Origin of the sequence: Streptomyces sp. HUAS MG91 (assembly GCF_040529335.1) — a bacterium.
GTDB lineage: Bacteria > Actinomycetota > Actinomycetes > Streptomycetales > Streptomycetaceae > Streptomyces > Streptomyces tabacisoli.
Map to the genome: position 1 here is coordinate 150708 of NZ_CP159535.1, position 14143 is coordinate 164850.

A 14143-nucleotide genomic window follows, 5' to 3' on the forward strand; every position below is an offset into this window, starting at 1 on the left:
AGGAAGGGTTCTGATGTCCGAGAACGAAATGATAAACCGTGCGGCGGACGGCTGGGACGGCGAGATCGCGGCGAGCGTCTCCGCCGACTGGGACGGGGAGATCGCGGCCAACGTCTCCGCCGACTGGGACGGCGAGATCGCCGCGAACGTCTCCGCCGACTGGGACGGTGAGGCCCTCCTGGACGAGGACCTCCTGAACGCCCAGAGGAATCTCGAGGCCGCCGCGAACGATGACGGGCTCATCGCGGAATGACCCGACGCTGGGGCGCGGGAGAGCCCCGCGTTCCAGCCTCCCGCGAAGACGACCCATATCTTTCCTCGTATCTGAACACCCGGGATATCGGCGGCATTCGGACTTCTCCGGGAGAGGAGACCGCGCCGGGAACGGTGTTCCGGACCGCCGCCATGGGACACGCGCTTCCCGACCTGGTTCTGAATCTGGCCCGGGAAATCGAGCAGGGAAGTTCCGCGAACACTCGGGAAAAGGTTCATTTCCTCGATCTGAGATCTCCGTCGGAAGTGAACGAAAAGCCCGCGCCGCGTGACACCGTGACGGTCCATCGGATACCGCTGCGCGACCCCGACGCCCGACACGTTCCCCCGCCGGCCCGCGGCCCCGAGCACTTCGCCCAGCAGTACGTACGCATGCTGCCGGACGCCGGACGCGCGGTGGCAACGCTCCTGGACATCGTGGCCGCGGACACCGGACCGGTCGTCGTCGGCTGCCGGCTCGGCAAGGACCGCACCGGTCTGGTGATCCTGCTCCTGCTGCGGCTGCTCGGCGTGCCGGACCACGACAACCGCGAGGAGTTCGGCCGCACCGGCCGGGCCCTCGCCCGACGCCGCGACTGGCTCGACGGCTACGCCGCACGACGGGGCGAGACACCCGCCGAAGTGCTGCGCCGCTGCGCCCTCCCACCGGGCGTCCCCCAGCACGTGCTCGACGTCCTGCGCCTGCGAGCCGCACGGGACACCCCGGCACCCGCCCTCTGGCCGGCCGTCGACGCGGCCCTGCTGAGACGGGCCCGCGCCCGCCTCACGCGACCGAAAGGTGAACTTGCATGAAGGTCCTGGTCCTGTGGCCGCCGCACGTCCCCAGCTACTTCAACGCGGGCCACCACATCAGCACGTTCCTGACGGCCAACTACCTGCGCACCCTGCCCGAGGTCGACCAGGTCCGCGCCGTGGACGCGGGCGCCCTGAACTACACCTGGAAAGAGATCGGCGACCTGCTCTACCAGGAGCGGGCGGACGTACTGGCCGTCATGAACGACTTCGACAACGTCGACGACCTGCCCCGTCTGCTGACCTACGTGCGCACCCTGTCCCCGGACACCAAGGTGGTCACCGCCGGACGGCTGAGCAGCCAGGCACCCCGCTCCTTCGACGGCTACGACCTGGACGCGGTGGTCGTCGGCGGCGACCCCGAGGCCGGCGTCGCCGCGTACGTCCGCCACGTCGCCGGCACCGGGCAGGCGCCCCTGCCCGGCGTCGTCCTGCGCGGCCAGGACGTGAGCGACGCGGCCCCGGGCACCTTCCTCCCCGCGTCCGAGTGGGTCCTGCCCGCCGTCGAGGAGATCCCGTACCAGGCCTACGAGCGCATGTACCAGCGGGACCAGAACAAGTTCTGCGGCATCCCGCAGCGCCGCGAACTGGTCGTCCCCGCATCCCGGGGCTGCCCGGTGAACTGCTCGTTCTGCGAGGTCCCCACCTTCCAGGGGCTGCGCGACCGCAGGCTCACCGTCGAACGGACCATCGACTACATCAGGGACAGCTTCACGGCGCACCCCTTCGAGTACGTGGCGTTCTACGCGCCCACCTTCACGCTCGACCGCAAGTGGACCGAGCGGCTGTGCCGCGAACTCATCGCGCTGGGCAGCCCGTACCCGTGGAAGTGCGCCACGACCGTCGCCCACCTCAGCGAGCCCCTCCTGGAAGCGATGGCCGCCTCCGGCTGCGTACGCGTCAGCGTGGGCGTGGAAACCCTCGACCCGTCGGGGCACCCGGCACTGCCCCGCCTCAAACGCATGGAGCAGCAGCGCTACGAAGAGCTCGCCGCGGCCTGCACCCGGCTCGGCGTCGAGCTGAACTGCTTCGTCATCATGGGGCTGCCCGGAACGACCCCCGAGGGCGCCGAGAACACCGTACGCGCCATCCGCGAGGCCTCCGGCCGGGTCCGGCCGACGGTGTACTCGTCGATGGACCGGCTGCGCGCCGCGACCTGCCCCGCCGAGGCATCGGCCTTCAACCGGCAGCTGCTGCACCCGGACGAGGCACCGGACCGCGAGACGGCCCAACGCCTGTACGGCCTCGTCTACGGCCGCGAGGACTGGGTCACCCCGGTGACCGAGCGCGTCCCGCAGCGACTGGAGCAGGCGCGATGACCGTCCTCAGCGAGACGCGGTGGGGGCTGCCCGACACCGCGGTCCGCGACCGGCGCGCGGCCGACCCGCGCGTGAACCTCAGCTCCAACGAACTCCACCACCCTCAAGTCGAGTCACTCGCACGCGAGATGGTGGACGGATTCGACCCCGCCGTGCTCCGCGCCTACCCGGTGCAGGAGCCCGCCGCCGCGGCGGCGGGCGCACTGCTCGGCCTCCCCGCGCACCACCTGCTGCTCTCCGCGGGCTCGGACGCGGTGATCCGGCTCCTGCTGACCTCGCTGCGCGGCGCCTTCCCGGGCGGCCTCGTGCTCCAGGAGCCCAACTACGAGGCGTGGACGCAGGCGGTGGACGCGCCGCTGTGGCCCCTGCGCAAGGTGACCTCGACGGACGGCACCGCCACGACGTCCGCCGAGGCCATGCTGGACGCGGCAGCCGACGCCGAGCCCGCACTCGTCGTGGTCTCCTGGCCGAACGGCCCCGCCGGCTACACACCCCGGCTCGACCACATCGCCGAGCTGTCGGCCGTGTGCCGCAGCCGGGGCCACCTGCTCATCGTCGACGGCTGCTACGCCGGATTCGCCGGCAGCCCCCTGAAGGTGGCCGAACTCGCCGACGACCACTGCCTGGTCCTGCTGAGCTGGTCGAAGATGTTCGGCTTCGCCGGCGGCCGCCTCGCCGTCGCCTGCGGGGGCCCCGACCTCGTGCACCGGCTGCGCGCCGCCCGGCAGGAGGACCACGTCTCAGCCCTGGCGCTGCACGCCCTGACCCGCACCGGCCAGGTCTACGACCGCTTCACGCACGTGTGGCAGGACATCACCGCCACCCGCGAGGCGATGCGGTCACGGCTCACCGCACTCGGCCACCACGTGCCGGAATCCGGCGGCAACTTCCTGCACGTACCACGGCCGACGGCCGCTTCCGCCGCCGAGCTGACGGCCCGCCTGTCGCACAGCGGCTACCGCGTACGCGACATGGGCCTCACCAGCGGACTCCACCACCACGTGCGGTTCACCGTCGCCCACGGGCCGGCCGGCGAGCAGTTCCTGGACTGCCTGGTGCGGCACCTCGCGGAGGTCGGCGGAGCATGAGCGCCATCAGCACACCCCCCGCCGCGCCGCGCACCCGCCACCACTGGCGGACCGTGGCCGACTGGTACGGCCTCGACCCCGCGCCGACCCCGCCCGCCGACCCGTGGGCACTGCCGACGCTCACCCCCACATCGGCGGAGCCCGGCAGCCCGCCCCGCGAACTCAACGCGCTCTACCGCACGTTGCAGGCGCACGACGACGGAGACCTCGGACTCGGCGCGGAAGGAGTCCGGTTCGTCCGCGCCAAGGGCCGGCGCGTCCTCGACGTCGACTGGAAGCACGACACGCTGCTCATCGACACCCTGCACGCCACCGTCCTCCTCGACGGACAGCACCTCACACCCGACCGCGCCGCCCTGCGCCGCGTGCTGACCGACGGCGTGCGCCGCCTCGTCGTCGTCGCCCACGGCGACGGCGGCCACCTCGACCTCGGCCCCCTCGTCGCCTGCGGCCTGTACACCCCCGTCGAACGGGACCTGGCGTCCGGCGCACCCCTCGAACGCGGCTGCCGGGCGGGCGTCTCCTGCAAGCGGGCACGCGACCACGACGCCGTACTGCTGTGCCGCGACATCAAAGCGGGCAGCGTCGTCCTCGTCGCCTGCAAGGCAGGCTCGATCATCGACCCCGCCTTCCCCTCCAGCACCAACGTGGTGGTCGGTTTCCTCGACGGATACGCCGCCACGGTCGTGGCACCGCCCGGCAACGCCTCCGCGTCCCCCGTCATCACCCACGGCCTGTACGCGATGGCCGGCCACACCCCGCTGACCCGCGTGCGCTCCTACCTCGACGACGTGTCGGGACGCGGCCGCGTCCACTACCGGATCCTCGGCACACCCGGCCCCGCCGACACCGCCCCGGGCGACGACACCCCGCACCACGGCGGCGGCGTGACCGTGCACCACGTCGACCCGCCCGAGGACGGCGAACGGCACTTCGCCCTGCGCGTCTCGGACGGGACCGCCCTGCGCCCCGGCGTCGACAGCGCCTACGGGCGACGACACCTCGTCCTGCCCGAGGGCCTCGACCCGGACGCGGTGCGCCTCGTACCCGACTGGACCCCGCGCGCCGCGGACCTGGACAACCACCGCACCGACCTGGAACGGATGCGACTGATGTACGGGCAGCTGACGGGCGCGCTCGTCTCCTCGCCCGCCCGACGGCGCGCCCTCGAACTCGGCGAACGCCTGGCCGGCCTGCGCCACCGCCACGAGGCCTCCCGCCTGACCGCCGTACGCCGCCTTGCGGGCGGAGCCGCCCACGGCCTCGTCACCCACCCCGGCGGACAGGAGGCCACCCGCCAACTCCTCGACGCCTGGGGCGAAGGCGTCGCCGAGACCCTCGAACTGCTCCTCGTCCAGCAGGACCCGGCCGACCTGCTCACCTCGGCCATGTGGCCGCAGGACGAGCGGCTCGGCCAGGAGGGCTGCGAAGTGTGCGGCCGACGCATGCGCGTCCTCACCTACCGCGACCTGCTCGGCAGCACCGGCTGCCTGCGCCACGACTGCCCGCACTGCGGCAGCCGCCGCGTCACCCCGGACCGGACCGACTCCTGCGTCACCTTCCGTCTCGTACCGGGACCCGACCCGTCCCTGGAGGTCAACCCGGAGACGGAGCACGGCAGTTGCCACGTCGTGTGGCAGGCCACGTTCAAAAACAGCGCCACCGCCTTCCCCGTCCGCCGCACCCGCCTCGGCAACACCCCCGAGCGGCTGCCGCTCCCCGTCCCCGACGACCTCACCGACCAACTGCACACGGTCAAGGCCGTCGTGGTCAGCGGCAGCCGGATGTGGTCCTGGCGCACCCGATGGAGGGCCCGCTGATGCACCACCCCACCACCGCCCCGGCCCGGCCCCGCCCCGAACCCGCAACACGGCACGCCCACCCCTACCCGCACGTCGTCTTCGGCCCCGGCACCCTCCTCGGCGCCGACGACACGGCCCGCCTCACCGCGACCTTCCCGGCACACCTGTTGCGCACCGCCCACCACCGCGACGGCGGCGACAAGACGTACACCGTCAACGCGCTCACCCTCCACCGCCACGGCACCCCGGCTCCCGAACTGAACGACCTCGACCCCGTCTGGCACACCGTGGTGGCCCGCCTGGCCGCCCCGGAACACGGCCACCACATGCTGCGGCTCCTCGGCCTGCCCACGGCACCCCTCGACATCGAGGTGCGCCTCACCGAGTACCGGCGCGGCGGCTGGATGTCCCGCCACACCGACCGCCCCGACAAGGCGTTCTCGCAGAACATCTACCTCTGCCCCGGCTGGCAGCGGCACTGGGGCGGCGGCCTCGGCCTCTACACGACCAGCAGCGCCCCCGACCCCGCCACGACGTTCCAGCCCGGCGACGGCAACTCCCTCGCCTTCGCCCGCTCCGAGAACTCCTGGCACGAGGTGTTCCCCGTCGACCCCCGCGCCCGGGCACCACGCCGCGCACTCCTCCTCCACGCCCACTGGGCCCGCACCGAGGACAACACCGCGCACCACCCCGCGGAGGCACCATGCGGCTCGTAGTCGCCGGACCCCCCGGAGCCGGCAAGACCCGCCTGGCCACCGCACTGGCAGCCCGCACCACCACACCCCTGTACGACCTCGACGACCTCTACTGGGGCAGCGGCTGGACCCGCCCCACCCCCGAGACGTGGCGCACCCGCCTGACCGAGGTCACCGGCCGGGACAGCTGGATCATCGCCGGGAACTTCCAGCCGACCATGGACATCCGGCTCCGCCGCGCCACCCACGTGATCGTCGTCGACCCCGGCCCGGCCGTCTGCCTGGCACGCCTCGCCCGCCGCACCCTCGGCATCTACCTCGGCCGCACCGAGGAACTGCCCCGCCACCTGCGCGCCGAGGGCCGCAGACAGGCCGGACGCGGCCTCACCCGCATCGCCCGCACCGCGGCCCGCTACCGCCACGTCGAACTGCCCCAGACCCACCGCCTCGCACACACGCACGGACTGCGGCCCCTGCACGTCGGCCGCACCCCGGACCCGACCACCCTCCTCACCCACCTCAGCCTCGACAGGAGCACGCGATGCGCGTGACCACGCCGGGAACCACAGCCGCCCCGCCCACCCCCGAAACCACGCCCCCGCAAGCTGTGGCCTTCGACTTCTTCGGCACCCTCGGCCACTGGGAACCCGGCACCGTCGGAAGCCCCGCCCAGGTCCTGTACGACGCCGCCCCCGACCGCGCCCGCATCGACACCGTCCACCTGGTCGACCTGGTCGAGGGCAAGAACGGCACCGTCCAGCGCGACACACCGGTCACCGCCGCGGCCTACGCACGCTGGGAGGAGGACAGCTGGCGCGCAGCCGCCCGCTACGCCCACGTACCGGTCACCCCGGCGCTCATCGAGGAACTGCGCACCGTCCTCGACGCCCGCCGCCTCGAACTCTACGAGGACGTACGCCCCGCCCTGCGCACCCTGCACGAGCACCACATCCCGTGGGTGCTGTGCTCCAACGCCTCACCCGACGTCGAGGGCAAACTCCACACCCTCCTCGGCCCCGAACTGCGCCCCCGCGGCTGCGTCGTGTCCTGGCGCGTCGGCGCACGCAAACCGCACCCGCGCATGTTCACCACCGTGCTCGACGAACTCGCCCCGCTCACCGCCGCCGAGACCCTGTTCATCGGCGACCGCTACGACTGCGACATCGCGGGCCCCCGCACCCACGGCTTCCGCACCACCCTCCTCGACCGCGACGGCCGCACCGCCCTCCGCGACACCGAACGCGCCGCGACCACCGTGTGGAGCGACCTGCGGCCCCTGACCGAACTCGTGCGCCACGCCTCCCCGACGCCCGCGACCCCCTGAGAACTCTGCGAAAGGCGGAGAACACCGTGAGCATCAACGCCCCGACACTCGCCCCGCTCCAGTCACCGGCCCACCTCACGGCCCGCGGCGGCAACCCCGCACGCGGCCACGTGAACGTCTCCGGCTTCAAACACGTCATGGTGCTCGCCGTCGCCTACGCCGTCGGCTCCCGGCGACACACCGTCCTCACCAACGTGCCGGACATCCTGGAGACCCGCACCTACCTCGAACTGCTGCCCCAACTCGGCGTCCACACCTCACAGGCAGGCTCCAGCCTGGTCCTCGCCCCCGGCGACCTCCCCTCCACCGACGACGCGACCGGCTCCGCCACCGTGCTCCCGCCCGTCGCGGAGAACATCCACGGCAGCCTCTACCTCCTGCCCCCGCTGCTCGCCCGCCGGGGCCGCATCGGCTTCTCCGCGTTCGGCGGCTGCCCCATCGGCAGCGCCCACGACCGCGGCGCCCGCCCCTGGCGGCACATCGTGCGCGTACTGGAACACTTCGGCGCCCGCTTCGACGCCACACGGCGCGAGCTGACCCTGCCCCCACACGGCTACCGGGCCACCGAACTGGACCTCGGCCTGTTCGCCGACGACCAGACCCTGCTCACCGGAGCCGAATACTCGGGAGCCACCAAGGCCGCCGTCCTCGCCGCCGCGTTCGCCGACGGCACCACGGTGCTGCACCGCCCCTACCGCAAGGCCGAACTCGAGTCGCTGCTGCGCCTGCTGGAACAGGACGGCGTCCACGTCCGACGGACACCCGACCGCATCGAGATCACCCCGCGCCCGGAGCGCCGCCAGGACCTCCTCACCTACGACCTGCCGCCCGACCTGCTCGAAGTGGTCACGTGGACCACCATCGCCGCCGTCACCGGCGGCCGCGTCCACCTCACCAACGTCACCACCGAGACACTGCGCGACGGACTCGGAGCGGAGTACGCACTGTGGCGCGCCGCCGGCCTGCGCTTCGCCGAGGACAGCGGCGGCGTCATCGTCGGCGCACCGCGCGACGGCCGCTTCGCCCCGCTGCCCGAGATCCGCGTCGACCCCACCACCATCTACAGCGACTCCCAGCCCCTGTTCACCGTCCTCGCCACCCAGTGCCCCGGCCCCACCCACATCGTCGACGGAGTGTGGCAGGGCCGCTACAACCACCTCGACGGACTCGCGGCCCTCGGCGCCGACATCCGCCACACCCCCCAGGGCATCCTCGTCGGCACCTCCCCCCTGCACGCCCCCGCGAACGGAACACAGGTCCACGCCACCGACCTGCGCTGCGCCGCCGCCCTCCTGGTGGCGGCCCTGGCCGCCGACGGCGGACCCGTGCACATCACGGGCACCCACCACCTCGACCGCGGCTACGACCACCTGCCGCGCAAACTCGCCGACTGCTTCGTCGACTCCCCGCTTCCGTCGGTTCTGTGACCCTGGAGCCCGCATGCGACCCGATCTTCAGCACCGCACCCCGACCGAGGCCCTGGCCGGCGCCCACCTGCGGACCCTGCCCTGGTCCCACGCCTGGCTGGACCAGGCACTCGACCCCCGCCTCGCCCAGGAGCTGTCCCGGTCCTTCGACGACATCCCCCTCACCCCCTGCGCACAGCACGAGGGCGACAAGACGTACCGCATGGCCACCCACCCCGTCACCGTCGACGACCCGCACTCCTGGCCCGGCGGACCGTGGCCCGAGCTCCTCGACACGCTGACCTCCCCCTCGTACCGGGAGCAGATGACGCGCCTGACCGGAATCCGGCTGGCCGAGGCACGGCTGTCGGTGAACCTGTGGGAGTACGCCAGCGGAGACTGGCTCTCACCGCACGTCGACAAGGCCGAGAAGATCGTCACCCAGATCCTCTACCTGAGCGACGGCTGGACCCCGGCCGACGGCGGCGAACTGCTCATCCTCGACGGGCCCGACGCGGACCGACCCACGGCCGCCCACACACCGGTCCTCGGCAGCAGCGCCGTCCTCGTCAGGTCCGACGCCTCCTGGCACGCCGTCCGCAGCCCCGCCCCCACCGCCCCGCGCCGACGGTCCGTGACCGTCACCTTCCTGCGGTGAGCGGCGTCCGGGACCACCCCGAGGCCCGCCCCGCCACCGGCCGGCACCGGAACGACTTCGCCCTGCTGTGGTGCAGCGAGACGATCTCCCTGTTCGGTACGCAGATCACGCTGGTGGCACTGCCCCTGACCGCCGTACTGACCCTCGACGCGTCCGGCCCCCAGATGGGCCTGATCACCGCCACCGGCTGGCTGCCGATCGTGCTGCTCGGCCTCGTCGCGGGCGCCTGGTCGGACCGTCACGACCAGCGCCGGACCATGCTGGCGTGCCACGTGGGCCGGGCCCTGCTGATCGGCGCGATCCCGCTGCTGTCCGCTCTCGGACTGCTCTCGGTCCCCGTCCTGCTCCTGCTCGCCTTCGCCCTGGGCTGCTTCACCGTCTTCTTCGACATCGCCTACCAGACGCTCGTCCCGCACACCGTCAGGCCCGACGGCCTCGCACGGGCCAACGGCCGCCTGGAGATGAGCCGTTCGTTCGCACAGCTCGTGGGACCGAGCACGGCGGGATTCCTGGTGGTGCAGTTCTCCCCGGCAGGCGCCCTCACCCTCGACGCCGCGTCCTACGCGGTCTCGGCCGCCTGCGTCCTCGGCATCACGGCACACCGCACCCCACCCGCGCCCCCCGCGGACAACGTCACCCCCGCCTCCCCCCGCCACCGGCTCCGCACCGACCTGGCCGAAGGACTGCGCTTCATCAAGAACCACCGCCCGGTCCAGCTCGTGATCGTCGCCGGAGCGGCCTCCAACCTCTTCACCGCGGGCCTGATGGCCCTTCAAGTCCTCTACGCGACCCGTGACCTGGACCTCTCGCCGCGGACCATCGGCATCTGCCTCGCCGCGGAAGGAGCCGCGGCCCTGATCGGATCGGCCCTCGTCACGCGCGTCATCGCCCGCGGCGGAGAACCCCGCACCGTCCTCATCGGCCTGGCCGTCCTCACCGGCGGCGGCTTCGTCCTCGCGGCCACCACACGGGACTGGTCCTGGGCGGGCTTCGCGACGGCCCAGTTCGCGTTCGGCCTCAGCTCGCCCCTGATCAACGTCGCCCTGGTGACACTGCGCCAGCGCCTCACCCCCGACCACGTACTCGGCCGCGTCAACGCGGCGGCCCGCGTCGGCATCATGTCGAGCCTGCCCCTGGGCTCACTCCTCGTGGGCCTGCTGGCGGGCGCGATCGGAAACCAGGGCGCCCTCTGGCTCTGCGCACTCGGACTCGCCACGGTCCTCGCCACGACGGCGCTGCCGCTGCTGCGCGTACAGGCAACCAGAACCGACGCGCGGGCGGCCTCCGTCGGCTGAACGGCCGGTCCCGAGCGAACAGACGCCCGGGACCGGCCCGCGGAAACCGGCTCAGCCGCGGCGGGCGGCAGCCTTGCGACGGGTCAGGAACACGGCACCGCCACCGACGAGGAGCAGCGCTGCGGCGCCGCCCACCAGCGCACCGGTGTTGTCCGCGCCGGTCTGGGCGAGATCGCCGTCATCGCCCTGCGCACCGGTGGCCGCCGGCGAGGACGACGAGGCGGCCGGGGTGGGCTCCCCGGTGGTCGCGTCGTCGGCCGGCGTGGACGGCGTCGCCGTGGGAGTGGGCGTCGCGGCGGGCGTGGACGCCTCGCCGCTCGGCGTGGTGTCGACGGGCGGAGTGCTCGGCACCTCGTCGTCCTTCGGGGGGTTGGCGATGCAGTCCGTACCGCCCTCGGACGGACCGTTCCAGGAGGCGATCAGCGCACTGCCGATCACCGGCTTGCCGGCCGCCGGGACGGGACCGTGGCCCTCGCCCTCCTTGCCGTCGAAGACGGTCGTACCGCGGTACAGGTCGAGCTGCGCGAAGCAGACGGCGTCCGGAACCGCGATCGACAGCGTCGCCGTCTGACCGTCCTGCACCGACACCGACGCGTGGTCGACGAGCTGCTGCACACCGGAGCTGTTGAAGTCCGGGCCGTGCGCCAGGTACGAGGCGAGCGAGACGGTGCAGGTGCTGCCGTCGCCCTTGACCTGAAGCGTCAGCTTGCCGTTCGCGTCGGGCGCTATGTCCCTCAGCCCCGGACGCGCCGTCCAGGACGAACCGTCCGCCGAGAACGCGCACTTGTCGGACGGCGCCGCACTGCCCGGCCCGGTCTGCTGCGACTCGAAGGTGCTGTCGGTGTTCTTCCAGCCGTGACCGCCACCGTGGGCCGAGGCCACACCGGAAACGGAGAGAGCCAGCAGCGCGGCGGATGCCGTGGTGCCGGCCAGGCGGATGGCGAGGCGCCGAGTCATGGCGCATACCCCCTTGGAGCAGGTGAAAGGCCCGCCGGAGAACACGACGCACACCCCGACCCGGTCGCGGCACCCGACCGGTACGGGCATGTGCTGCGGCTCGGGGACGCACCACGTTCCGCGACGGCACGCGACAGAGCACGCGCAGCCGAAAGCACAACCGGATGCAGGAGAAGTGGACGCCGAGCCGGATCGAACCCGGGAACAGGGAGAAGCTTCAACCACCCTCCCCCACCTGTCAATTCATCGCCTTGCATCTCATCCGTCACAGTGGTCACAGAAGCGGAGAGAACGCCCGGCCGCCGGCATGGGCTGGCCTCGTCCGTGGCGTGGGTTGTCGCCTCAGCCCACTCTGGAACGAGCCGGGATCAAGAGAAAAGATCTTGGTCTCAATGTGTCCGAGGGCGGAACCGGCTTCGTAGACCTAGGTGTGGATGCAGTCGCACCACATCGGACCCGGCCCTCCTGCCGGGGCCGGCAGAGGAATGGGGAAGCCGTGGATACCACGACGTCTCTTTGTACGACTCTCTGCTTCACGGGACTCTCCTCCTGCGAGGCCGAGAATGCCGTACCGCGCTGCCTGATCGGAGCTCCCGGAGCCTCGATCAACTCCCGCAGCGGAACGTTCCCGATGAACGACAACTCCTGCGTCCTGCACGCGGAGTTCGCCGCTTTCACCGAGACGACCTGCAACGGGCTGTACTGGCACGCCTTCCGCTTGTGCAAGCACCACGCACTCGCGGAGGACCTGGTGCAGTCGGCCAGCGTGAAGCAGTGGAAGCAGTGGCCGCGCAACCGGTCGCGCAGCTTCCAGCACAACCGGGCTTCCGCATACCGCACCGTCACGAACCTGTACTTCGACCACCTCCGCGGGAAGTCGAACTCGTACACGTTCTGCGACATCGACGACCACGACGTGGCCGCCGACGCCGAGATGATGGATGCGGAGCTCATCGCCGCTGAGAATGCGCGCGAGGTGCTCCAGGCCGTGGACCAGCTTCCCGACCCGCTCGGGGACCTGATCCGCGCCGTCTACCTCGATGAGATGACGGTGGCCGCGTTCGCCAACCAGAAGGGCCTGGCCCCGAAGACGGCGAGCCGCTACCACCTGAAGGCTCTGAAGCTTCTGCACACCATTCTCGAAAAGCGCTCATAAGGAGGCAGACCTATGGACGCCGACACAATCGTGCGTCTACGTCTGGCCGCCGGTTACCTCAAGAGGACATCCAACGCGGCCGCGGAGGAAGTCATGCAGGAGGCATTTCATGCCGTCCGGGCTTCCTCCAAGACATGCGCTGGAGAACTCGACTGGAGGGGGGAAGGCAGCGCCTTTCCCCCTCCAGGGAGAGATCCCCGGCCAGCTCATCTGAGCACAGAAGAAAACCCGCACCAGTTCAGCGCAGAACTGGCACGGCTTCTGACCGACGACAGGAAGGGAAATGCTGACAGTACCGCTTTGCGCAGGATCGCAGAGCTAACCGAGCTGCTCGAAGGGGAGCAGCCAGCTCAGGTCTGGTGGCAGCGAGCAGCGCTACAGGGCGACGCTGTAGCAATCATGATGCTCGTCGACGACTAGAAACCCAGGCGGAAAAGCGAACGGCAGGATCGCAACCCCGCCACACCAAGCCGAATTCGCGTCAGCCTGATGACAGGTGTACACAGCAGGCTGAGATGGAAACACCGAAGCGGCACCACCCAACGAAGGAGAATCAATATGTGGCTACCATAACCAACGCCAGCAACACCTGCCGGCACGGGAATCGGGGGACCCTAACCGGCAGCCCGTAATGGAACCGTAGGAATGTAGTAGGGGCCTTGGCGTACAGCCGCATGACAAGGAGCATGCCAAGCACGCCAAGGCCCCGTACTCCATGAAGCCCACCTCTACTTACGAGAAGAACACGGTGCATCACGGTGCAGTTCCACGATCACCACCGAAGTAGCCGGATCCTTGAACACCGTCTCACTCAAAGAAAAGTCAACTCCGAGGAGAACCGACCCAGTCAGCAAACCAATCAGCACCGCACCCCGAAAACTCCCAGGATCACGCCAACTGCTCGCTTCCCTCTTAAGTATTAAGTCCCACCCTTGATTTGTTGTTCCAACTGCTTTCATCAAGGTCTACGAAGCCTGCAGCCCATTCGGACCACCAAACCCAACAGGCTTTCTGATGCCCCGTCATATTAAAATCAGGCACTCCAGAACGAACCCATAACATAGCCTTCCAAAACTTTTGACTCACACTCAGAAGTACAGTGAAAGCCGGCAGGGAAGAACTCCCAGTCCGGCCCCGGTACTCGGCAGCAGGTCAGCCCTCCTACAACAAAGGGCGGCCCGGACTCAGGGGCAGCCAGCGCTTTACAGGGCCGCGCGGAGCGTGGACCTGCTAGGTCGGATCGCGGAGCGATTCGACCCGCCAGATCCGCGGAGCGGATCCGGCGAGCGTCACGGGTGACGCCCAACTCCCCGACGAAGTCGGGGAGTTGGGCCGATGCGGAGCATCGGTCAACCGCCGCGTAGCGGCGGCGCGTCGT

Annotated in this window: 14 protein-coding genes; 13 read left to right on the forward strand and 1 reads right to left on the reverse strand. The window is 70.9% G+C overall.

What is annotated here, in order from left to right; genetic code table 11:
- Window positions 1-13: 13 nt before the first annotated feature.
- From ABII15_RS38940 to ABII15_RS38990, 11 genes are read left to right on the forward strand one after another with little or no spacing between them, the layout of a single operon-like run.
- Complete coding sequence (locus ABII15_RS38940) at window positions 14-253, forward strand: hypothetical protein (RefSeq protein ID WP_353947417.1); 240 nt, start codon at window positions 14-16, stop codon at window positions 251-253.
- Window positions 250-1065 (forward strand): tyrosine-protein phosphatase, encoded by an 816-nt coding sequence (locus tag ABII15_RS38945; RefSeq protein ID WP_353947418.1) that lies wholly within the window; start codon window positions 250-252, stop codon window positions 1063-1065. Before ABII15_RS38940 ends, ABII15_RS38945 begins: the two co-directional genes overlap by 4 nt.
- Window positions 1062-2384, forward strand: coding sequence for a radical SAM protein (locus ABII15_RS38950; protein WP_353947419.1), 1323 nt, complete (start codon window positions 1062-1064; stop codon window positions 2382-2384). The genes ABII15_RS38945 and ABII15_RS38950 overlap by 4 nt, the downstream gene beginning before the upstream one ends.
- On the forward strand, window positions 2381-3472 hold the full coding sequence (locus ABII15_RS38955) for an aminotransferase class I/II-fold pyridoxal phosphate-dependent enzyme (protein WP_353947420.1): 1092 nt from the start codon (window positions 2381-2383) through the stop codon (window positions 3470-3472). Before ABII15_RS38950 ends, ABII15_RS38955 begins: the two co-directional genes overlap by 4 nt.
- Window positions 3469-5292 carry a hypothetical protein gene (locus tag ABII15_RS38960; RefSeq protein ID WP_353947421.1) on the forward strand — a complete coding sequence of 608 codons (1824 nt, stop codon included), beginning with the start codon at window positions 3469-3471 and terminating at the stop codon, window positions 5290-5292. Before ABII15_RS38955 ends, ABII15_RS38960 begins: the two co-directional genes overlap by 4 nt.
- Window positions 5292-5990 carry a 2OG-Fe(II) oxygenase gene (locus tag ABII15_RS38965; protein ID WP_353947422.1) on the forward strand — a complete coding sequence of 233 codons (699 nt, stop codon included), beginning with the start codon at window positions 5292-5294 and terminating at the stop codon, window positions 5988-5990. The genes ABII15_RS38960 and ABII15_RS38965 overlap by 1 nt, the downstream gene beginning before the upstream one ends.
- Window positions 5978-6520 (forward strand): hypothetical protein, encoded by a 543-nt coding sequence (locus tag ABII15_RS38970; protein ID WP_353947423.1) that lies wholly within the window; start codon window positions 5978-5980, stop codon window positions 6518-6520. Before ABII15_RS38965 ends, ABII15_RS38970 begins: the two co-directional genes overlap by 13 nt.
- Entirely contained in the window at window positions 6517-7293 is a 777-nt protein-coding gene (locus ABII15_RS38975) for an HAD family hydrolase (protein WP_353947424.1), read from the forward strand. The genes ABII15_RS38970 and ABII15_RS38975 overlap by 4 nt, the downstream gene beginning before the upstream one ends.
- 26 nt (window positions 7294-7319) lie before the next feature.
- A complete protein-coding gene (locus ABII15_RS38980) occupies window positions 7320-8720 on the forward strand; it encodes a hypothetical protein (RefSeq protein WP_353947425.1) in 1401 nt (466 codons plus the stop codon).
- A gap of 13 nt (window positions 8721-8733) precedes the next feature.
- Window positions 8734-9357, forward strand: coding sequence for a 2OG-Fe(II) oxygenase (locus ABII15_RS38985; protein WP_353947426.1), 624 nt, complete (start codon window positions 8734-8736; stop codon window positions 9355-9357).
- Window positions 9354-10652: an MFS transporter gene (locus tag ABII15_RS38990; protein ID WP_353947427.1), complete on the forward strand. Its 1299-nt coding sequence runs from the start codon at window positions 9354-9356 to the stop codon at window positions 10650-10652. The genes ABII15_RS38985 and ABII15_RS38990 overlap by 4 nt, the downstream gene beginning before the upstream one ends.
- Window positions 10653-10703: 51 nt before the next feature.
- Here the strand turns inward: ABII15_RS38990 and ABII15_RS38995 are convergent, their stop codons facing one another.
- Window positions 10704-11609, reverse strand: coding sequence for an LAETG motif-containing sortase-dependent surface protein (locus ABII15_RS38995; protein ID WP_353947428.1), 906 nt, complete (start codon window positions 11607-11609; stop codon window positions 10704-10706).
- 631 nt (window positions 11610-12240) lie between these two features.
- Here ABII15_RS38995 and ABII15_RS39000 point away from each other — a divergent pair.
- Together ABII15_RS39000 and ABII15_RS39005 are read left to right on the forward strand one after the other, a co-directional pair.
- Window positions 12241-12765: a sigma-70 family RNA polymerase sigma factor gene (locus tag ABII15_RS39000; RefSeq protein ID WP_353947429.1), complete on the forward strand. Its 525-nt coding sequence runs from the start codon at window positions 12241-12243 to the stop codon at window positions 12763-12765.
- 12 nt (window positions 12766-12777) lie between these two features.
- Window positions 12778-13185 (forward strand): hypothetical protein, encoded by a 408-nt coding sequence (locus ABII15_RS39005; RefSeq protein WP_353947430.1) that lies wholly within the window; start codon window positions 12778-12780, stop codon window positions 13183-13185.
- Window positions 13186-14143: the final 958 nt, after the last annotated feature.

Bases quoted from the DNA above. Each gene is read 5' to 3' on its own strand.
- ABII15_RS38940 (WP_353947417.1), top strand. From the start codon at position 14: ATGTCCGAGAACGAAATGATAAACCGTGCGGCGGACGGCTGGGACGGC.
- ABII15_RS38945 (WP_353947418.1), top strand. From the start codon at position 250: ATGACCCGACGCTGGGGCGCGGGAGAGCCCCGCGTTCCAGCCTCCCGC.
- ABII15_RS38950 (WP_353947419.1), top strand. From the start codon at position 1,062: ATGAAGGTCCTGGTCCTGTGGCCGCCGCACGTCCCCAGCTACTTCAAC.
- ABII15_RS38955 (WP_353947420.1), top strand. From the start codon at position 2,381: ATGACCGTCCTCAGCGAGACGCGGTGGGGGCTGCCCGACACCGCGGTC.
- ABII15_RS38960 (WP_353947421.1), top strand. From the start codon at position 3,469: ATGAGCGCCATCAGCACACCCCCCGCCGCGCCGCGCACCCGCCACCAC.
- ABII15_RS38965 (WP_353947422.1), top strand. From the start codon at position 5,292: ATGCACCACCCCACCACCGCCCCGGCCCGGCCCCGCCCCGAACCCGCA.
- ABII15_RS38970 (WP_353947423.1), top strand. From the start codon at position 5,978: ATGCGGCTCGTAGTCGCCGGACCCCCCGGAGCCGGCAAGACCCGCCTG.
- ABII15_RS38985 (WP_353947426.1), top strand. From the start codon at position 8,734: ATGCGACCCGATCTTCAGCACCGCACCCCGACCGAGGCCCTGGCCGGC.
- ABII15_RS38995 (WP_353947428.1), bottom strand. From the start codon at position 11,609: ATGACTCGGCGCCTCGCCATCCGCCTGGCCGGCACCACGGCATCCGCC.
- ABII15_RS39000 (WP_353947429.1), top strand. From the start codon at position 12,241: ATGAACGACAACTCCTGCGTCCTGCACGCGGAGTTCGCCGCTTTCACC.
- ABII15_RS39005 (WP_353947430.1), top strand. From the start codon at position 12,778: ATGGACGCCGACACAATCGTGCGTCTACGTCTGGCCGCCGGTTACCTC.